Origin of the sequence: Micromonospora sp. NPDC049044 (assembly GCF_040649215.1) — a bacterium.
In the GTDB taxonomy this organism is placed as follows: Bacteria; Actinomycetota; Actinomycetes; order Mycobacteriales; family Micromonosporaceae; genus Micromonospora.
Genome location: NZ_JBEZFA010000021.1, coordinates 40,876 through 60,602, shown reverse-complemented (window position 1 = coordinate 60,602; position 19,727 = coordinate 40,876). Strand labels below are relative to the sequence as shown.

Sequence of the window (19,727 nt, the reverse complement as noted above, 5' to 3'; positions counted from 1 at the left end):
GCCGCCGAGGTTAGGTGACACTTACCGCCGATTCCGCGCTCTACAAAACCGTACGTCCGTCTTGCTATTTGCGCAACCCGAGTGCCGGGCTCCGGTCCACGCCAACACCTAGCCTCCTAGGACGCCTTATGCGGGGTGCGGAAGGGCACTTCGGGCCGGTTGCCGCGGGTAGGGTTCGAAGCCCGGCCGGAGAAGGGGTCACCGTGTTCGACGTCCAGCACTGGCTCGTGTCGCTGCCACCGATCGCGGTATATCTACTTGTGGGCGGCGTCATCGGCGTGGAGAGCATGGGCATCCCGCTGCCCGGCGAGATCGTCCTGGTCAGCTCCGCGCTGCTCGCCGCCACGGGTGTGGTCGAACCGGAGTGGGTGGCCACCGCCGCGGCCACCGGTGCGATCGTCGGCGACTCCATCGGGTACGCGGTCGGCCGTCGCGGGGGCCGACCACTGCTGGCCCGACTGGGCCGGCGCTTCCCCCGCCACCTCGGCCCCGCCCAACTCGTCCGGGCCGAGCAGAGCTTCGCCCGCTACGGCGTCTGGGCCGTGTTCTTCGGCCGTTTCGTGGCACTGCTGCGGATCCTGGCCGGCCCGCTCGCCGGGGCGCTGCACGTGCCGTACCGGCGATTCCTGCTGGCCAACGCCGCCGGCGGGTTGGTCTGGGCGTTCGGCACCACCTACCTGTTGTTCAGCGTGGGTCGGGCGGCCGAGCACTGGCTCAAGGACATCTCCTGGGCCGGGCTGGCCATCGCGGTCCTCGCCGGTCTGGGCAGCACCTGGTGGCTGCGCCGCCGGGCCCACCGCATCGAGGCAGCCGAGCCGGTGGTGGACGTTGAGCCGGCGGAGCCCCTGGGGCCACGCGCTCGCTGAGCCCGTGCCTGACCGCTGGCGCTGGCGCTGGCGCTGGCGTTCGGTCGGCTGAGGGCTGGCGGCCGCGCGGAGTTGTGCCGCGAGCGTGCGGACCGGATACGGGCTGGGCTTGTGGGTGGGTGTCCTTTCGAGCTGATGTCGTCAACGAATCATCTGCTCGGCTCGGTTCGGCTCGGCTCGGCTCGGCTCAGCTCGGTTCGGCTCGGCTCGGCTCGGCTCGGTTCGGCTCGGCTCAGCTCGGCTCGGCTCGTCGTGACTCGTTTACGGCATCAGCTCCAAAGGACTCGTGTGTAGTAGGCGGGCCGCTCCCGATCGCTCGAACTAGCCTGGATCTTGTTCGTTCTTTGACGTGGGCAACGCCGAAGGGCCGGTCCCCGTGGTGGGGTCCGGCCCTTCGGCGGTGGGTGCTGCTTAGCTGGTGGCGTAGCCGCGGGTGGCGATCCAGTCGGCGAGGTGCTCGACGGTCACCTCGTACGAGGCGGTGTTCGGGTTGGCGGAGTCGGCGATCTTGACGATGTTGCCGTTGTCGCGGTAGCCGACGACGCTGATGTAGTGCCCACCCTCGAAGGAGTGGATACCACCGTCGGTCCCCGACCACCCGACAGCACCCGCCACATCCGGCGAACCACCCAGCCAGCCAGTCCACCTGACCCGACACGACGGCCATGCGGCTTGATCGACTCGGATTCCTTGAAACCGCGCTGTCCCGATGCCGGGGATACCCCGACATCACAAAACACGAGTGGATCATGCCGCTCTGCGCCGTTCGAGCCCAGGCACCGACCCGCGCGAACACGAGCAGGGCCGAGGACGAGCAGGGCGGAGCACGAGCAGGGCCGAGCACGAGCAGGGCCGAGGCGCAGCCGACGGCACGTCCGGGATGAAGCACTCCACATGATCGTGCTCGGTCCAGGAAATAGGCCCTTGATGCGTCGACGAGGCCACTACAACCAGGATCGAGCGGATCAGGGGAGCCCGAGACCCCGCCTCGATGTCACGCCGCGGGGTGAACGTCCACCGGGGAGGGTCGGGGTGGGCTGGTCAGGCGGTGTCAGCGGGCTTCGCGGCGTCGCCGGCCTGGGCGTGGCGTTCGCGCAGGCGCTGCCGGATCTCCTCCGGGGTGTACGCGCGTCGACGCCGTTCAGCCCGCGCGATGACCACGCCGGAGGCCGCCACGCCGGCGAGGCCGGCCAGCCCGAGGATCTTCCACCACCGCAATCCTTGCCGCATCGGCCTAGGCTAGTCCCTCATGAGCATCAGCCTGGATGAGGCCGTCGAGCTGACCCGCACCGGTGACGTGTGGGTGTTCCGGGGGCGCAGCGTGCCGGACCGGGCGATCCAGTTCACCACGAACAGCCCCGTCAACCACGTCGGGATGGCGGTGGTGCTCGACGACATGCCACCGTTGATGTGGCATGCGGAGCTGGGCAGGTCGTTGCCGGATCTGTGGTCGGGCACCCACCAGCGCGGCGTCCAACTCCACGACCTGCGGGACGCGGTCTGCGTCTGGGCCAACCGGTACGGCCAACGGGCGTGGCTGCGGCAGCTCGACCCGCCGGCCGGCGAGGAGATGGAGCGCGCGGTGCTGCGGACGATCGCGCGGTTGGACGGCACGCCGTTCCCGTCGACGGCCCAGTTGGCGTGGCGCTGGGTGCGCGGTCGGGTGCCGTCGCTGCCGAAGCTGGGCCGCCCGGCACTCCGATCGGCCGCGACGCCCCCGAGTGCGACGCCCCCGGCCGCGACGGCCCCGACTGCGACGCCTCCGGCCGCCACGCCCCCGACTGCGCCGCCCTCGGCGACGATGTCCCCGGCCACTGGCGGGTCCGCGCGGGAGCGGGACCGGGCGCTGGAGACGGCGTACTGCGCCGAGGTGGTGGCGGTGACCTACGAGGCGATGGGGTTGCTGCCGGCGGGCCGGCGTCCGAACTGGTACGACCCGGGGCGGTTCTGGAGCGGGGATGACCTGGGGCTGGGCGCGGATGCCCGACTGGGTGCCGAAATTGAGGTCCGGGTGCCGCCGCGCTGACGGGGTGCGCCGACTGACCGGGACCGCCGGTGGGGTCGAGCCGTTTTCCGGGGCCTGCCGGCCGGTTGGTCCGTTCCGTACCCGCCGGGTGTCCGGTGGGTACGGTGCTGGCTACGCTGTCGCCTCGGTGGGACGAGGGGAGACCTGATGGCGGTGCGGCCGGATGGTGCGGCAGGGTCACGAGCGGCGCGGGTGTTGGCATCGATGCCGTGGATCGTGGTGCTGCTCGGTGTGTGTGCGCTGGTGGTGCTCCTGGTGATCGCGCTGCTGTCGTTCCGGACCAGGGAGCGGGACACCAGGCCGCTGGCCGCGCCTTCGGTGTTTCTGCCGACGGTGCCGGCTGCCGCGTCGGCCACCGGTGGGCCGACTCCGGGCGCGGTGGAGCGGCGTTCGGTGTCGCCGCGGCCGTCGCGTAGTAGCCGGACGCCGTCGCCGCGGGCCACGGTGACCGGTTCGCCGACGCCGGGGCGGACGAGCGCTCCGGCGGTGCCGGTGGCGCCGGTGGTGCCGACGGAGGGCACTGTGAGTGCCCGGTACCAGGTCGGCACGAACGGCTGGGACGGCGACGCGGCGGTGCTGTCGATCGCGAACGGGTCGAGTCGGTCGGTGGACTGGCTCGTGGAGTTGACGTTCGACGACGACCTGTGGGCGGTGCGGGTCGTCGACGACTCGGGTGTGTCGCTGCGCGGTCGGGGGGACGGCCAGTTCACGCTGCGCGGTACGAGTTCGCTGGCGGCGGGGGACTCCCGGACGCTGCGGTTGCGCGTCGGCTGGGGTGAGTCGGCGCAGCGGCCGCTCCGGTGCACGGTCAACGGGGTCGACTGCCGGCTCGGCTGAGTGGGGGTCGGGTCGGTGGCGCGCGGGGCGGGTCTTCGGGCGCTTCCGGCTCCGGCTGCCGATCGCTAGGCTGCCCGGACGGTGCGCTGAGGGAGGTACATGTCCGGCATGCGTCGTGCCCCGCGACTGTCGCACGGTCCGGCTGCGATCGTGTCGTCGCCCTGGATCGTGGTGGGCGCTGGTGTCCTCGTGATGGTGGTCCTGCTCTTCATGGCTCTGGGCGCGTACCGGGGGCGTAGTCCCGCACCTGACGGGGCACCGGTGCCGCCGGTGTTGCCGCTGCCGACGGCGGCGGAGGTGCCGAGCGTGCCCGGCCCGGCGTCGTCGCCTCCGCCGGTGCGGCCGGGATTGTCCGGGCGGGCGAGCGGGCTGCCGCCGAGCGCTTCGGCCGGGTCGCGGTCACCGTCGGGCAGCGCGTCCGTCCGTGCGACGGGCGGTGGGCCGGTGCTGACGCGGTCGCCGAGTCGCGCACCGCAGGAGCCGTCGGCGATGACCGGGCGGTACCGGGTGGTGCAGAGCTTCGACGGGGGTTTCATCGGCGAGGTGGCGATGACCAACCGTTCTGGTGAGAGTCGTGGTTGGACGGTCAGGTTGGAGTTCTCCGGGGGGCGGTTGGTGACCGCCTGGGTGGAGGGCGTGCCGCAGGGGACGCTTCGCCAGTTCGGCGACGGGTTCACCTACGTCAGTGGGGTGGACGTGCGGCCCGGTGGTTCGGTGTCGTTGCGGTTCCACCTGGAACGGACCTCCAGCACGCCCCGGGAGTGCACTGTCGACGGGGTGCGCTGCGGCGGGTTCTGAGCGCTGTTGACGCCGCACGCTTCCGCAAGAATGCTGCTGTGTTGCGACAGTGTTTGCAAAGCATTGCAGATTATTTCGGCGAGGGTTAGCGTGCGGCGCATCAGCGACCAGAGGAAGGCGTCGATGAAACCCACGCCGATACCGCGCACCGCCCTGCTGGCCCTCGTCCCCCTGCTCACCCTCACCCTCGCCGGCACTCCGGTCGCCGCGCATCCGGTCGCCGCCGTTCCCCAGGCGTCCGACACTGTCCCGCTCGCCGTGGGCGGCGCCACCCAGTGGCGTGCCGAACCCACCGCCGAGGCGCTGCTGACGGCGGGCGGCAACGCGGCGCGGGCCGAGCAGTTCTACTTCGTGCTGCCGGACCGGTTCGCCAACGGTGATCCCCGCAACGACAGGGGTGGCCTGACCGGTGACCGGTTGCGGACCGGGCTCGACCCGACCGACAAGGGCTTCTACCACGGTGGTGACCTCAAGGGCGTCATCGACAAGCTGGACTACATCCAGGGGATGGGCACCACTGCCATCTGGCTCGCACCGGTCTTCAAGAACCGGCCGGTGCAGGGCACCGGCGACGACATCTCGGCCGGCTACCACGGCTACTGGATCACCGACTTCACCCAGGTGGACCCGCACTTCGGCACCAACGAGGAGATGAAGCGGCTGGTCACGCTCGCCCACCGGCGCGGCATCAAGATCTACCTCGATGTGATCGTCAACCACACCGCCGACGTCATCAAGTACGCCGAGGGCAAGTACGCGTACGTGGACAAGGCGACCTCGCCGTACACCGACGCGCAGGGGAGGCCGTTCGAGGACCGCAACTACGCCGACGGCAGCCGCGCGTTCCCGGCGGTCGACACCGAGTCGTTCCCGTACACGCCGACGTTCGCCGAGCCGGGTGACGCGAGCGTCAAGGTTCCGGCGTGGCTGAACGACGCGACCATGTACCACAACCGGGGTGACTCGACCTTCGCGGGCGAGAACAGCGAGTACGGCGACTTCTTCGGCCTCGACGACCTGTGGACCGAGCGGCCCGAGGTGGTTCGGGGGTTGACCAAGGCGTACGGGGACTGGATCGGCGCGATCGGCGTCGACGGGTTCCGGCTGGACACCGTGAAGCACGTCAACATGGAGTTCTGGCCGCAGTTCAGCCAGGGCATCGAGCGGGCCGCCGAGCAGGCCGGCAAGAAGGACTTCTTCATGTTCGGTGAGGTGTACAGCGCCGACCCGGAGATCAGTTCCCGCTACGTCCGGCAGGGTGGGCTGCCGGCCACCCTCGACTTCGCCTTCCAGGAGGCCGCCCGCGGTTACACCACCGGTGCCGGTTCGGCGAAGGCGCTCGCCGACGTGTACGCCCGCGACGACCTCTACGCCGCCCGGGACACCGACGCCGGCCGACTGACCACCTTCCTCGGCAACCACGACATGGGTCGGATCGGCTCGTTCGTCGCCGCCGGTGGCACCGACCCGGCCACGCACCTGCGCCGCGACCAGCTCGCGCACCAGCTGATGTTCCTGACCCGGGGCCAACCGGTGATCTACTCCGGTGACGAGCAGGGCTTCACCGGGCCCGGTGGGGACAAGGACGCCCGGCAGGACATGTTCGCCTCGAAGGTGCCCGACTACCTCGACGACGACCTGCTCGGCACCGACCGCACCCACGCCAGCGACCAGTTCGACACCGGCCACCCGCTGTACCGGACCATCGCCGAGCTGGGCCGGCTGCGTCAGGCGCATCCCGCCCTGCGCGACGGTGTGCAGGTCACCCGGTACGCCGCCGACGGCCCGGGAGTGTTCGCCGCCTCCCGGATCGCCCCCACCGACCGCACCGAGTACGTGGTGGCGGTGAACAACGCCGACACCGCGCAGACTGTCACAGTGGACACCTGGTCGGCCGGCGCCACCTTCACCGGCATCTACGGCGGAACGGGCGGTGACCCTGCCGGCGGCGCGTCCCCGGCCGGTTCGACCGGGAAGGCCGGCACCGACGGCAGGCTGGCGCTGACCGTGCCGCCGCTGTCGGCGGTGGTGTACCGGGCCGGCACCCCCATCGCGCAGGCGGCCGGCAAACCGACAGTCACCATCACCGCGCCCGCCCCGGACGCGCCGGTCGCCACCCGGGCCGCGGTCACCGCCCAGGTGACAGGTGACCCCCTCGCCACCGTCACCGTCGCCGCCCGGGTCGCCGGTGGGAGGTGGACGTTGCTGGGCAGCGCCGACCACGCGCCGTACACCGTGCAGCACGACCTGACCGGCCTGGCCGGCGGCACCCGCATCGAGTACAAGGCGGTGGTCCGCGACGGCCGGGGCCGCACCGCCACCGCCCGGTCCACCGCCACCGTTGGTACGCCCCCGCTGGGCGGCTCCCGGGAGTGGGCGGTGGTGCACTACCAGCGCCCCGCGGGCGGGTACGACGACTGGGGGTTGTACGCCTGGGGCGACCTCGACCCGGCGTACGTCACCGAGTTTCCCAAGGGGCAACCGTTCGCGGGGGAGGACTCCTACGGACGGTTCGCCTGGGTGAAACTCAAGCCGGGCGCGACGTCGGTGAGCTTCCTCGTGGTCGACGCCGGCGGCACCAAGGACGTGGCGCAGGACCGCAGCATCGACGTCACGGCCACCGGGGAGATCTGGCTGAAACAGGGCGACCCGGCGATCTATCCGAGCCGGCAGGCGGCCACCGGTGAGCCGGACCCACCGGTCGAGGAGGGCACCGCTGTCATCCACTACCGGCGGGCCGACAACACCTACGACGGGTGGGGTCTGCACGTGTGGGACGGCGCGGCCGACCCGACCGAGTGGTCGACGCCGTTGCGGCCGACGTCCGTCGACGCGTTCGGGGCGGTGTTCCGGGTGCCCCTGTCCGCCGGGGCGACCGGGCTGAACTACATCATCCACCAGGGCGACACCAAGGACCTGCCCGACGACCAGCGGCTCGATGTCGCCACAGTGGGCCGGGAGGTGTGGCTGCTCGCCGCCACACCGGGCCGGTTGCTGCCGACGACGGCGACGAGCGCCAGCGGGGACACCGACATCAGCAAACAGCAGGCGCACTGGATCGACAGGTCCACCGTGGCGTGGCAGACCCCGCCGACCGACGGCAGGACGTACGCGCTCGTCGTCGCGCCGACCGGCGGGGTCAGTGTGGTCGACGGGGAGCTGACCGGGGCGTACACCACGTTGCCGCTGCGGGCGCAGCGCAACGGGCTCACCGAGGCCCAGCGCACGGCGTTCCCGCACCTGTGGTCGTACCGTAGCTTCGCGCTTGATCGAGGTGACCTCGCGAAGGTGCCGGCGGTGCTGCGCGGGCAGCTGCTGGTGACCGAGCGCGACGCCGCCGGTGCCCTGCTCGCGGCGACCGGCGTGCAGATCCCCGGGGTGCTCGACGACGTGTACTCCGGGGCCACCGACGCCACCCTCGGGCCGACGTTCGTCGGGCGGACGCCGAGCGTCGCGCTGTGGGCGCCGACCGCCCGGAGCGTGCGGTTGCAGGTGTTCGACTCGCCCACCGCGTCGCCCCGGACCGTGCCGATGCACCGCGACGACCGCACCGGTGTCTGGTCGGCGCGCGGCACCGCCGCCTGGGTCGGCAGGTACTACCGCTACGAGGTGCAGGCGTGGCAGCCCGCCGCGCAGAAGATGGTCACCGCCGCGGTGACCGACCCGTACTCGGTGGCCCTGGCGGCGGACTCCACCCACAGCCAGTTTGTCGACCTGAACGACCCGGCGCTGGCCCCGGCGGGCTGGCGGACGCTGCGCAAACCGGCGCCGGTGCCCCCGGCGAAGGCGCAGATCACCGAACTGTCGGTGCGGGACTTCTCCATCGCCGACGAGACGGTGCCGGCCGAGCGGCGGGGGACCTATCTCGCCTTCACCGACTCGGCAACGGCCGGGATGGCCCACCTGAGGGCGCTCGGCGACGCCGGGGTCACCCACCTGCACCTGCTGCCGGCGTTCGACTTCGCGACGATCCCGGAACGGCGGGCCGACCAGCGTCAGCCGGCCTGCGACCTGGCGGCGCTCCCGCCGGACTCCGCCGAGCAGCAGAAGTGCGTGGCGGCGGTCGCCGAGACCGACGGCTACAACTGGGGGTACGACCCGTTGCACTACACGGTGCCGGAGGGCGGCTACGCCGTCGACCCGGTCGGTGCGGCGCGGACCACCGAGTTCCGGCGGATGGTGGCCGGGGTGAACGGCGCCGGCCTGCGGGTGGTGCTGGACGTGGTCTACAACCACACAGCGGCGGCCGGCACCGACGCGAAGTCGGTCCTCGACCAGGTGGTGCCCGGCTACTACCACCGGCTGTTGGCGGACGGCACCGTCGCCAACTCCACCTGTTGCGCCAACACCGCTCCCGAACACGCAATGATGGGCAAGCTGGTCGTGGACTCGCTTGTCACCTGGGCGCGGCAGTACAAGGTGGACGGCTTCCGGTTCGACCTGATGGGTCACCACCCGAAGGCGAACGTCCTGGCCGTGCGTGCGGCGCTGGACCGGCTGACCGTCGCCCGTGACGGCGTGGACGGCCGGTCGATCATGCTCTACGGCGAGGGCTGGAACTTCGGCGAGGTCGCCAACGACGCCCGGTTCGTCCAGGCCACCCAGGCCAACCTGGCCGGCACCGGCATCGGCACCTTCAACGACCGGCTGCGCGACGCGGTGCGCGGCGGTGGGCCGTTCGACGCCAACCCGCGGGCGCAGGGCTTCGCGTCCGGGCTCTACACCGACCCCAACGGCGACGACGTCAACGGGTCACCGGCCGAGCAGAAGGCCCGCCTGCTGCACGCCCACGACCTGATCAAGGTGGGTCTGACCGGCAACCTGCGCGGGTACCGGTTCACCGACACCGCCGGGCGGCAGGTCACCGGGGCGCAGGTGGACTACAACGGCTCCCCGGCCGGCTACACCGCCGCGCCGGGGGAGGCTGTCAGCTACGTCGACGCGCACGACAACGAGATTCTGTACGACGCGCTGGCGTACAAGCTGCCGCAGGCCACCTCTGCGGCGGACCGCTCCCGGATGCAGGTGCTGGCCCTGGGCACCGTGGTGCTGGGTCAGGGCACCGGGTTCGTCACCGCCGGCACCGAGCGGCTGCGCTCGAAGTCGCTGGACCGCAACTCGTACAACTCCGGTGACTGGTTCAACCAGATCCGCTGGGACTGTGCACGGGGCAACGGGTTCGGTGTCGGTCTGCCGCCCGCGCCGGACAACGAGGACAAGTGGCAGTACGCCAAGCCGCTGCTGGCGGACCCGGCGCTGGTGCCGGACTGCGCGGAGATCACCACCACGAACGCCAGGTACGCCGAACTGCTGCGCATCCGGGCGTCGTCGCCGGTGTTCGGGCTGGCCACCGCCGAGCAGGTGCAGCGGCGGGTGGCGTTCCCGCTCTCCGGGGCGCAGGAAACACCGGGTGTGCTGACGATGACGCTGGACGCCCGGGGGCTGGGCGGGGCGTGGCGGTCGGTGACGGTCGTCTTCAACGGCACCCCGCAGGTGGCGAAGCAGACGGTGGCCGAGCTGCGCGGGGCGGACGTGGCACTGCACCCGGTGCTTGTCGAGTCGGTCGACGAGGTGCTGCGTACCGCCTCGTTCGACAGGGCCGCCGGCACGTTCACCGTACCGCCGCGCAGTGTGGCGGTGTTCGTCAGAAAGTGACAGGGGCCGGCCCCCTTCCGCGTCGCGCGGAAGGGGGCCGGCCGGTTGGGTCGTCGGTGATCAGGCGAAGCAGTTCTCGATGGCGCCGCCCGGGATGGCCAGGCAGTTCGTCGGGCGGTTCGCGGTGATCGCGGACTTGTCGTCCACGTTCACCGGCCCGAAGAAGGTGAAGACACCGCCCGGCGCGAAGGTGGAGAAGTTGTTGGCGACCTTCGTCCTCGACAGGTTGACCTCGCCGAAGATGTTGAAGATGCCGCCGCCGACCCCGATCGGGCCGATGGCCCGGTTGCCGACGACCTCGCTGTCGCGCAGCGTGGTGACGCTGCCAGCGTTGAAGACACCGCCGCCGAAGAAGCCGGCGGTGTTGTCCTTGATGCTGCTCTGCTCGAACGTGACAGCGCTGTCGAAGGCGATGGCCACACCGCCACCGACACCTGCGGTGCTGTTCTTCTCGATCGCCACGTGGTGCAGGTTGAGCTGGCTGTCCGCCGCGGCGAGGCCACCACCGGCGAGGATCGCGGTGTTCGAGGCGAACTTCGTCTCGTACGCCGTGGTGTTGCCCTCGATGTCGAGGTAGCCGCCGCCGAAGCCGAGCGTCTCGTTGTCGGTGATCTCGGCCTTCTTCAACTCGACGGTCCCGCCGTCGACGTTGTCGGTGAAGATCGGCGCGGCACCGTTGGAGATACCGCCACCACCGATCACGGCCGTGTTGTCGGTGATCTTCGACTCCTCGACCTTGAGCAGGCCGGCGTTGAAGACGCCACCACCGAAGAAGAAGGCGGTGTTGCGGGTGACGGTGCTGTGCCAGATCTTCGTGGTGCCGAAGTTGGCCACGCCACCGCCGTTGCCGCCGGACTGGTTGAGGACGACCTCGGACTCCAGGATCTCGGCGGTGCCGCCCGGCTGGACCAGGATGCCGGCACCGTCGTTGTCGTCCGGCTGCTCGACGAGCGGCGTGACGACACCCGGCGTGGCCTTCGGGGTGACCTTCGGCGCGGCCTTCAGACCCGCCTTCGGGTTGGCCTGTCGGGTGCTCAGCGCCTGGGCCAGCGGGGTGCCGGCCTTCACCTGCGCGGCGATCGCCTCGGAGTCCGAGTAGGACGCCCAGACGGCGGCCGGCGCGACGGCCTCGAACAGTTCGAGGGTCTGGCCACCCTTGATGGTCAGGCCCTTGATGGTGAGGTGACCGCCAGCGCCGACGTTGAGGATGCGGAAGTAGTCGGCGGTGGCTTCCCGGGCGATCGTGGTGTGCTCACCCTTGAGGGTGATGTTCTCGGTGATCACCGGGAGGCCGTTGCCCTGGTAGTCGTTGCGGCTCAGGTTGTAGGTGCAGCCCTTGGCCAGCTCCAGCACACCGCCGTGCTTGTTGTTGGCGAACACGATCGCCTGGATCAGCTTGTCGGTGTCGCAGGGCACCTCCTTCCCGCGCTCGTGGTCCTTGTCCCGGTCCTTGTCCTTGTCCCGGTCCTTGTCCCGGCCCTGGTCCTTGTCCCAGTCACCGTGCTGGTCGCCGTCCTTGCTGACCTGCGTGGTGTTCCAGTTCAGGCCGACCGCTCCGGCGCTGCCCGCGACGCCCACCGCCGCGAGGCTGATCACGCCTGTCAAACCGGCCACGCCACTGGCGAGCCAGAGCTTGCGGCGGCGCTTGGCCGTCGCCCGCCCGGAGGCTTCGTTGTTCGTTAGGTAGTTGGACATCGGAGCTCTCTGCCCTCTCCTCGTACCAGACAGGGTCGCCGCCGTCAGACGGGCGTCCCCTGCTACAAATCGGTTGTAGCTCCCAAAACCACCGTATGAGAAGGTTCCTCGCCTCGCGGGCTTATCCGAGAGAAGCCCACATTCGGTTCATGTTGCGCCCAGCTGGGGCTGGACCCCCACACCACCGCCCAAGCCGGCCGCGACGCCTGTGACCTGCCCAAATGGGTACGCCCCTCCGAACCGTGACCGGCTCGGAGGGGCGCGCCCTCTATGTGAATCAGCCCCACCCGATCAGGCGAAGCAGTCCGGAACGTTGAAGCAGTTGGTCGGGCGGTTGGCAGTGACAGCGGACTCGTCGTCAAGCGTCACGGTGCCGCCGAGGCTGTTGAAGATGCCCCCCGGCGGGAGGGTGGAGAAGTTGTGCGCCACTGTCGTCCGGTGGAGCGTCACCAGGCTCCCCTCGGTGTTGAGGATGCCGCCAGCACGGCTGAACGGGCCGAGGGCCCGGTTGCCGACGACCTCGCTGTCGCGCAACGTGGTGACGCTGTCGTCGTTGAAGAGGCCGGCACCGGAGAACCCTGCCTTGTTGTCCTTGATGGCGGTGTCCTCGATCGTCGCGGTGCTGTCCGAGACGACCGCCACACCGCCACCATCGCGCGCGGTGCTGTTCCCGGCCACCGTGGCGTGCTTGAGGGTGAGCTGGCTGTCGGCCACGGCCACGCCGCCGCCCGTGAGGACCGCCGTGTTGTCGGTGACCTTCGTGTCGTGCAGGGTCGTGGTGCCCTCGACGTCCAGGACACCGCCGCCGAAGCCGAGCGTCTCGTTGTCGGTGACCTCGCTCTTGTAGACCCAGACCGAGCCGCCGTCGACCTCCTCGGTGAAGATCCGCGGCGCACCGTTGGCGATGCCACCGCCGCCGACGATCCCGGTGTTGTCGTTGATCTTCGACTCGTCGACCTGGAGTACGCCGGCGTTGAAGATGCCGCCACCGAAGAAGAAGGCGGTGTTGTGCGCGACAGTCGTCTTGCTGAGCCTGGTGCTGCCGAAGTTGGCCAACCCGCCGCCGTTGCCGCCGGACTGGTTGTAGAGCAGTTCGCTGTCCAGGATCTCCGCCTGTCCACCGGGCTGTACCAACACCCCGGCGCCGTCGTTGAACCCGGGCTCCTCGACCAGAGGCGCCACCGAGGTCCCGGCCGGCTTCGCCGCCGCGGCGATCGGCTTGGCGGCTGCCGCCGTCGCCGTCGCCTTCGCTGCGGGCTTGGCGGCCTCTGTTGCTGCGGCCTTTGTTGCTGCGGCCTTGGTTGCTGCGGCCTTGGTTGCTGCGGCCTTGGTTGCCGTGGTCGCCTGGCCTGCCTTGGCTGCCGTTGTGGCTGCGGGTTTCGCTGCCGTTGTGGCTGCGGGCTTTGCTGCCGTTGTGACGGCCGGCTTCGCTGCCGGGCCGGCCGCGGTGGGCCCGATCACCGTCGAGTACGGCGCCCAGACCGTCGCGGGGTCGGCGGCCATCGGGGCCTGAAGGGTCTGGCCACCCCTGATGCTCAGACCCTTGAGGGTGAGGTGTCCGCCGGGGCCGACGTTGAGGATGCGGAAGTAGTCGGCAGTGGCCTCACGACCCAGGGTGGTGTGCTCGCCCTTCAGGGTGATGGGCTGGGTGATCACGGGAAGGCCGTTGCCGCCCTGGTTGCGGGTCAGGGTGTAGGTGCAGCCCTTGGCCAGTTCCAGCACGCCGCCGTCGTCGTTGTTCGCGAACGTGATGGCCTGGATCAGCTTGTCCGTGTCGCACGGGACCTGCTGGGCGCGGTCCTTCTCGTCGCGCTTGTCGTCCTCGCGCTTGCCGGCCTTGCCGGACCGGTCGTCGAAGCCGCTCCAGTCGTCGCCGCTCCACTCGTCGTCCCGGGCGTCGGTTTCCTTGGCGCCGCCTTCGTCCGTGCCGCCAGCGTCGCTGGCGTTCTGCCGGTTGGTCGACGGCTGCGCGTCGGAGACCTGGTCGGATTTGGGCTTGTCATCCCTGGCGGCCACTCCGCCGAGGGCCGCCAGACCGACCACCCCGGTCAGCCCGGCCACGCCGGCGACCCACAGCGCCCGCCGTCGTCGTGTCGGCGGAGCTGTTGAGGCCCCGCCGTCGGTACTCGTTACGTCGTTGGACATCAGAGCCTTCCGCCCTTTCCTGCTACCAGACGGGGTCGCACCGCCTGAGGCGCCACGACCAGCTACAAATGGGTTGCAGCCTCTGATCCCCACCGTATGAGAACCATCTTCGCGATGCGGACGTATCCGAGATAACCCCGCATTCGGCGCAGGTTAGATGTCGCCGGGCAAGCGGTCCCGGGCTGGCGAAAAGGGGGTGAGCAGCGCAAAGCGGTGACGCTGGCGGGTGAATGTCACCGCCAGCTGCGGCTCGGCTGGCAAGCAACCTGCGCGACCGCGCTGCGCAGGAACGGAGACCACCCATCCGGCCCGCGTGCCGCCCGACGCCCGCGCCGCAGGCCCGCCGAAAGCATGATCCACTCGGGTTTCATGGAAACCGTGGTGTCGGCGGGGTTTGGATAGCGCGGTTTCCGTGAACCCGAGTGGATCACGCCCGAGTGGATCACGGGGGAGGGTGCTTGGCCGGCCGCCTCCGGCTGGGCCGGAGGTCTTGTCGACGACGACGCACCGGCGCCGCCTGGCCGTTGGTCGGCCGGCGACGCCGGTGCGGTGAAAGCTGGGGCGGTGAAAGCTGGGGCGGTGAAAGCTGGGGCGGTGAAAGCTGGTGCGGTGAAAGCTGGTGCGGTGAAAGCTGGGGCGGTGAAAGCTGGGGCGGTGATCTGGCGGGCTGGTCAGCCGGGCAGGCGGGGGCCGGCCTCGCGCTGCTCGGCCAGCCAGGTCTCCACCTCGTCGGAGGTGCGCGGCAGCCCGGCCGACAGGTTCACCGCGCCGGTCGCGGTGACCAGCACGTCGTCCTCGATCCGGATGCCGACGCCGCGCAGCTCCTCGGGGACCAACTCGTCCTCGGGCTGGAAGTACAGACCCGGCTCGACGGTGAGCACGTAGCCCTCGCCCAGCGCGCCGTCGCGGTACGTCTCCTTGCGGGCGTTCGAGCAGTCGTGCACGTCGATGCCGAGCATGTGACCGAAACCGTGCAGCGTCCACCGCCGGTAGACGGTCGACTTCTCGTCCATCGCCTCGTCCACGCTCACCGGCAGCAGACCCAGGTCGGACAGGCCCTCGGCGAGGACCCGCATGCAGGTCAGGTGGACGTCCTTGAACTTCACGCCGGGGCGGATGGCCTCGATGCCGGCCTGCTGCGAGGCGTACACGATGTCGTAGACCTGGCGTTGCAGGGCGGTGAACCGCCCGTTCACCGGGAGCACCCGGGTCACGTCGGCGGTGTAGAGGTTGCGGCCCTCGACGCCCATGTCCATCAGCAGCAGGTCACCCGGGCGGGTGGCGCCGTGGTTGTGCACCCAGTGCAGGATCGTGGCGTGTTCGCCCGCGCCGACGATCGAGCTGTAGCCGACGTCGTTGCCGTCGTGCCGGGCACGCAGCGCGAAGACGCCTTCGAGGAGCCGCTCGGAGACCGCCCGGTCGGCCGGCAGGATCCGGGCCACGTCCTCGAAGCCGCGGACGGTGGCGTCGATCGCGTCCTGGAGTTGGCCGATCTCCCACTCGTCCTTGACCAGCTTCATCTCCGAGATGGCGATGGCCAGCTCCCGGTCGCGGGCCGGCTGCCCGTCGGCGCGCGGGCCGTCGTAGGGGCGCACTGCCGCGTCCACCTGGGCGTCGAAACCGCGCAACACCCGGGTACGCCCCGGCGCCAGGTCGGCGAGAGTCGCCTCCAGGCCGGTCAGGTCGGCGGTGGGCAGGCCCAGCTCGGTCGACTTCTCGTTGAGGGTGTGTCGCCGGCCCACCCACAGCTCGCCGTTGCGGCTGCGGAAGAACTCGTCGGTCTCCCGGGAGGATCGGGGCCGCATGTACAGCGTCGCGTCGTGCCCGGAACCGTTGGGGCGCAGCACCAGCACGCTGTCGGCGTCATGGTCGCCGGTCAGGTAGGCGAAGTCGCTGCCCGGCCGGAACGGGTAGTCCGTGTCGTTGGCGCGGACCTTCTCGGTGCCGGTGGGGATGACGAGCGTCTCGCCGGGGAAGGCCGCGGAGAGCGCGGCGCGCCGCTTGGCGTAGTTGGGCGTCTCCGGCCGGGGTGCCACGGGGAGCGCGGTGTCGCGCCAGCCCTGCCGCATGAAGGACAGGAACGCCTCCGGGAAGTCCGGATCGTGTGATTCCGTGCCGTCCGTCGGCGTACCGCCGGTTTGTCCCTCGGTCATTGCGCCGCTCCCTCCGCTTCGTTGCTGATCCCGACGGTACCGCGCGCCCGGTTCGCGCCGACGCCCCCGGCGGCCGGATCGACGGACGGCTGCGACGGGCCGACAGCACGCGTGGAAAGATGACGACCATGTGCGGACTTCTGGCCTTCTTCAGCGCGAACGGCAATGCCGCCGCGCACCGCGACCACATCGCCGGAGCGTTGGAATGCCTGCACCACCGCGGCCCCGATGAGACAGGGGTCGAGGTGGTCGGCGACGCTTCCGGCCGGTACGCGGACGGCGTGTTCGCCCACAAGCGGCTGGCCATCATCGACGTCGCGTCGAGCCACGAGCCGCTGCCCTACGCGAACGGTCGTTACCTGCTCACCTTCAACGGTGAGATCTACAACTACATCGAGCTGCGCGAGGAGTTGATCAGGAACTTCGGTGCGCAGTTCGCCACCGCCGGTGACGGCGAGGTGATCGTGGCGGGCTACCACTTCTGGGGCGAGCAGGTGCTCACCCGGCTGCGGGGCATGTTCGCCTTCGTCATCTGGGACCGGCAGGAGCGGCGCGCGTTCGGCGCCCGCGACTACTTCGGCATCAAGCCGATGCACTACCTGGAGACCGCCGACGGCCTCTACCTGGCCTCGGAGAAGAAGGCGCTGCTGCCGTTCGCGCACAGCAGCTACCAGGGTGACGCGGGTGTCGACCCGGCCAATCTGAGCCACTACCTGACGCTGCAGTACGTGCCGGAGCCCGGCACCCTGCACAAGGGCATCAGCCGGATCGGCTCGGGGGAGTACCTGAACTGGACCCCGGGCGGGCGCATCGACGTACGCCGGTGGTACCGGCCGGTGTTCCGGCCGGCGCCGGTCGACGACGAGCAGAAGCTGTACCACGAGATCCGGGAGACCCTGCGGGAGAGCGTGCGCATGCACATGCGCTCCGACGTGCCGGTCGGCTCGTTCCTGTCCAGCGGCATCGACTCGACAGCTGTGGTGGCGCTGGCCCGGGAGTTCAACCCGAACATCCTCACCTTCACCGTCGGCTACGACGTGCCGGGATATTCGGAGATCGACGTCGCGCAGGACTCGGCGCGGCACCTGGACGTCACCACCATCCCCACCAAGATCGGTCCGCAGGACATGATCGACGCGCTGCCGAAGATCGTCTGGCATCTGGACGACCCGGTGGCGGACCCGGCGCTGGTGCCGCTCTACTTCGTGGCGAAGAAGGCCGCCGAGCACGTCACAGTGGTGCTCTCCGGTGAGGGCGCGGACGAGTTCTTCGGCGGTTACACGATCTACCGCGAGCCGCTGTCGCTGGGCACCGTCAACGGCCTGCCCGGCGGGGTGCAGAAGGGCCTGCGGGCGGTCTCCAAGGCGATCCCGCAGGGGGTCAAGGGCAAGAGCTTCCTGGAGCGCGGCACCACCCCGATCGAGGAGCGCTACTACGGCAACGCGCGGATGTTCACCGAGGAGGAGAAGCAGCACCTGATGCGCCGCTACGACCCCTCGGTGCGCTACACCGACGTCACCGCCCCGATCTACGCCGAGTGCACCGAGCTGGACGACGTCACCAAGATGCAGTACGTCGACCTCTACACCTGGCTACGCGGCGACATCCTGGTCAAGGCCGACCGGATCTCGATGTCGCACTCGCTGGAAGTGCGGGTGCCGTTCCTCGACCGCGAGGTGTTCGACGTCGCGGCGAAGATCCCGGTGGACCTGAAGCTGCCGCCGCGCTCCGACGCCACCAAGTACGCGATGCGCCAGGCGTTGCAGGGTGTCGTACCGCCGGCCATCGTCAACCGCAAGAAGCTGGGCTTCCCGACCCCGACCCGCGTGTGGCTGCGCGGCGAGATGTACGAGTGGGCCCGGCACGTGCTCAGCACCTCGGGCGCGGGTGACCTGCTCGACCTGTCGTACGCGCTGCGGCTGCTCGACGAGCACAAGCGGGAGGAGGCCGACCACTCCCGCAAGGTGTGGACCGTGCTGATCTTCTGCATCTGGCACGCCATCTTCGTGGCGAAGACCCTCGACCCGGGCATCCAGCGCAACCAGTCCGCCCTGCTCACCAAGCCGGTGGTCGGCTCGATGGTGCGCTGACACCCACAGTGACCAAGAGGTTTGCGTCAGCCGGAGCAATCCGGTGACGCAAACCTCTTGATCATTTCAGGGGGTGGTGGCTACTTGCGGGCGCAGGTGACAGTCGGGAGTCCGTTCGTTCCCGTGCTGCTGGCCAGGAAGCCGAACGTGGTGCTGCCCTCCGGTGCGACAGTGCCGTTGTAGGAGACGTTCGTCGCTGTCACTGTCGAGCCGGACGTCGTCTGGGTGGCGCTCCAGATCTGACTTATCGACTGCCCGTTGGGCCAGGTCCAACTCGCGGTCCAGCCGGAGAACGGCGTACTGCCGTGATTCATGATCGTGACTTCACCCTGGAAACCGCCCTGCCAGGTGCTGCTCACCTTGTAGACCGCCATGCAGTCACCGCCCGGTGCCGGGGTGGTCGGGTTCGGCGGCGGCGTGGTCGGGTTCGGCGGCGGCGTGGTCGGGTTCGGCGGCGGGGTGGTCGGGTCCGGCGGCGGGGTCGTCGGGTCGGGCGACGGCGAGCCGTTACCCGGGCCCACCCCGGTCACCTGACCGCTGCCGCCGTCGAAGGTCACGTCGGAGCAGCCGAAGAAGTTCTCCTGCGAGTCCGAGCGCACCCAGCGGGAGTAGATGATGTGCCGGCCACTCTTGCCCGACGGCAGGTTGCCGCTGAAGTAGTAGTGCCCCTCGTTGGTGCCGACCGCGCCCTGCTGCGGCGGGTTGGTGACCGTCAGGAACGGCTCCTCCAGGTCACTCCAGGCCAGCGCCCGGGTCGGGCTCCAACTGTTCTTCGTCACGTAGAAGTAGAACGTGCCCGGGTGGTGCGCCCAGTTGCTGTACTTGAAGTCCAGCCGGGCCCCGGACGTCAGGTGGGTCAGTGGCCAGTCGGTGCGGGGCAGGTCGTAGCCGCGGAAGCCGGTGTTGCCGCCGCTGCACAGTTGCCCGTCCGGGATGAAGCCGGTGGTCCGGCCGCCCGCGTCGGAGCGCAGCACGCTGAACCAGTTGTAGAGCGAGTTCGCCCCGCTCTGGGCCACCGCGGCGGCGCACGCCGGGTTGTTCGGCCTGATCTCGCCGGTCTGGCTCTTACCGTCCTGCCAGCAGAGGTAGGTGCGGCTGCCCGGGGTCATCGCCGCACCGTGCGCGGCGGCCGGCTGGGGACTGGACGCCAGGGCGACAGCGCCCAGCGCGAGGGTCATGGCCGCGGTGAGCAATGCGGCCATACGGGAACGGTTCACGGGATCTCCTGACTCGCGAGGCGCGCCGCCCGAGCCGCCCCGCCGCAACCGGGTGGGACGTGGCCTGCTCGCCCCGCTGATGTGAGCGGTGCGACGATCACGGCGACGTGTCCCGGCGGAAGAATGGCCGGTGGACGCACGCCATCAACGGTCCTGTCAGGGACCGGCGCCCTCGCGTGTGACGAACCCGGCAACCGGTGGCGCGGCAGCCCTCGCACCGCCCGGTACCCACCATCTCAGCACGC

The 19,727-nt window shown here is 70.3% G+C and carries 11 protein-coding genes and 1 pseudogene; 6 read left to right on the top strand and 6 right to left on the bottom strand.

Features of this window, described 5'->3' with window-relative positions:
* The first annotated feature begins 203 nt into the window (after positions 1-203).
* Positions 204-866 carry a DedA family protein gene (locus AB0B85_RS18865; protein WP_357408894.1) on the top strand — a complete coding sequence of 221 codons (663 nt, stop codon included), beginning with the start codon at positions 204-206 and terminating at the stop codon, positions 864-866.
* Between the two features lie 411 nt (positions 867-1,277).
* On the opposite strand, the pseudogene AB0B85_RS18860 reads toward AB0B85_RS18865, so the two are convergent.
* Together AB0B85_RS18860 and AB0B85_RS18855 are read right to left on the bottom strand one after the other, a co-directional pair.
* Positions 1,278-1,460 (bottom strand): annotated as a pseudogene (locus AB0B85_RS18860) (phytochelatin synthase); the annotation flags it as partial.
* Between the two features lie 447 nt (positions 1,461-1,907).
* Positions 1,908-2,096 (bottom strand): hypothetical protein, encoded by a 189-nt coding sequence (locus AB0B85_RS18855; protein ID WP_357408892.1) that lies wholly within the window; start codon positions 2,094-2,096, stop codon positions 1,908-1,910.
* Positions 2,097-2,115: 19 nt separating this feature from the next.
* On the opposite strand from AB0B85_RS18855, the gene AB0B85_RS18850 reads away from it, so the two are divergent.
* The 4 genes from AB0B85_RS18850 (at position 2,116) to pulA (ending at position 10,182) form a co-directional block, all read left to right on the top strand.
* Positions 2,116-2,892: a hypothetical protein gene (locus AB0B85_RS18850; RefSeq protein ID WP_357408890.1), complete on the top strand. Its 777-nt coding sequence runs from the start codon at positions 2,116-2,118 to the stop codon at positions 2,890-2,892.
* A gap of 204 nt (positions 2,893-3,096) precedes the next feature.
* The gene (locus AB0B85_RS18845) at positions 3,097-3,729 is read left to right on the top strand and encodes a hypothetical protein (RefSeq protein ID WP_357408888.1); all 633 of its coding nucleotides are present in this window, start codon (positions 3,097-3,099) and stop codon (positions 3,727-3,729) included.
* A 99-nt stretch (positions 3,730-3,828) separates the two neighbouring features.
* On the top strand, positions 3,829-4,527 hold the full coding sequence (locus AB0B85_RS18840; RefSeq protein ID WP_357408885.1) for a cellulose binding domain-containing protein: 699 nt from the start codon (positions 3,829-3,831) through the stop codon (positions 4,525-4,527).
* Between the two features lie 123 nt (positions 4,528-4,650).
* Complete coding sequence (gene pulA / locus AB0B85_RS18835) at positions 4,651-10,182, top strand: pullulanase-type alpha-1,6-glucosidase (RefSeq protein WP_357408883.1); 5,532 nt, start codon at positions 4,651-4,653, stop codon at positions 10,180-10,182.
* Between the two features lie 60 nt (positions 10,183-10,242).
* Here pulA and AB0B85_RS18830 read toward each other — a convergent pair whose 3' ends face one another.
* The 3 genes from AB0B85_RS18830 to AB0B85_RS18820 all read right to left on the bottom strand — a co-directional run bounded on the left by AB0B85_RS18830 (position 10,243) and on the right by AB0B85_RS18820 (position 16,175).
* The gene (locus tag AB0B85_RS18830) at positions 10,243-11,877 is read right to left on the bottom strand and encodes a hypothetical protein (RefSeq protein ID WP_357408881.1); all 1,635 of its coding nucleotides are present in this window, start codon (positions 11,875-11,877) and stop codon (positions 10,243-10,245) included.
* Between the two features lie 291 nt (positions 11,878-12,168).
* Positions 12,169-14,022: a right-handed parallel beta-helix repeat-containing protein gene (locus tag AB0B85_RS18825; protein ID WP_357408879.1), complete on the bottom strand. Its 1,854-nt coding sequence runs from the start codon at positions 14,020-14,022 to the stop codon at positions 12,169-12,171.
* 671 nt (positions 14,023-14,693) lie between these two features.
* A complete protein-coding gene (locus AB0B85_RS18820) occupies positions 14,694-16,175 on the bottom strand; it encodes an aminopeptidase P family protein (protein WP_357408877.1) in 1,482 nt (493 codons plus the stop codon).
* A gap of 128 nt (positions 16,176-16,303) precedes the next feature.
* On the opposite strand from AB0B85_RS18820, the gene asnB reads away from it, so the two are divergent.
* Entirely contained in the window at positions 16,304-18,265 is a 1,962-nt protein-coding gene (gene asnB, locus AB0B85_RS18815; RefSeq protein ID WP_357408875.1) for an asparagine synthase (glutamine-hydrolyzing), read from the top strand.
* An 80-nt stretch (positions 18,266-18,345) separates the two neighbouring features.
* Here the strand turns inward: asnB and AB0B85_RS18810 are convergent, their stop codons facing one another.
* Positions 18,346-19,467, bottom strand: coding sequence for a lytic polysaccharide monooxygenase (locus tag AB0B85_RS18810; RefSeq protein WP_357408998.1), 1,122 nt, complete (start codon positions 19,465-19,467; stop codon positions 18,346-18,348).
* Positions 19,468-19,727 lie beyond the last annotated feature (260 nt).

Coding starts and splice junctions, on each gene's coding strand:
- AB0B85_RS18855 (WP_357408892.1), bottom strand. CDS start 2,096: ATGCGGCAAGGATTGCGGTGGTGGAAGATCCTCGGGCTGGCCGGCCTC.
- AB0B85_RS18850 (WP_357408890.1), top strand. CDS start 2,116: ATGAGCATCAGCCTGGATGAGGCCGTCGAGCTGACCCGCACCGGTGAC.
- AB0B85_RS18845 (WP_357408888.1), top strand. CDS start 3,097: ATGCCGTGGATCGTGGTGCTGCTCGGTGTGTGTGCGCTGGTGGTGCTC.
- AB0B85_RS18840 (WP_357408885.1), top strand. CDS start 3,829: ATGTCCGGCATGCGTCGTGCCCCGCGACTGTCGCACGGTCCGGCTGCG.
- pulA (WP_357408883.1), top strand. CDS start 4,651: ATGAAACCCACGCCGATACCGCGCACCGCCCTGCTGGCCCTCGTCCCC.
- AB0B85_RS18830 (WP_357408881.1), bottom strand. CDS start 11,877: ATGTCCAACTACCTAACGAACAACGAAGCCTCCGGGCGGGCGACGGCC.
- AB0B85_RS18825 (WP_357408879.1), bottom strand. CDS start 14,022: ATGTCCAACGACGTAACGAGTACCGACGGCGGGGCCTCAACAGCTCCG.
- AB0B85_RS18820 (WP_357408877.1), bottom strand. CDS start 16,175: ATGACCGAGGGACAAACCGGCGGTACGCCGACGGACGGCACGGAATCA.
- asnB (WP_357408875.1), top strand. CDS start 16,304: ATGTGCGGACTTCTGGCCTTCTTCAGCGCGAACGGCAATGCCGCCGCG.
- AB0B85_RS18810 (WP_357408998.1), bottom strand. CDS start 19,467: ATGGCCGCATTGCTCACCGCGGCCATGACCCTCGCGCTGGGCGCTGTC.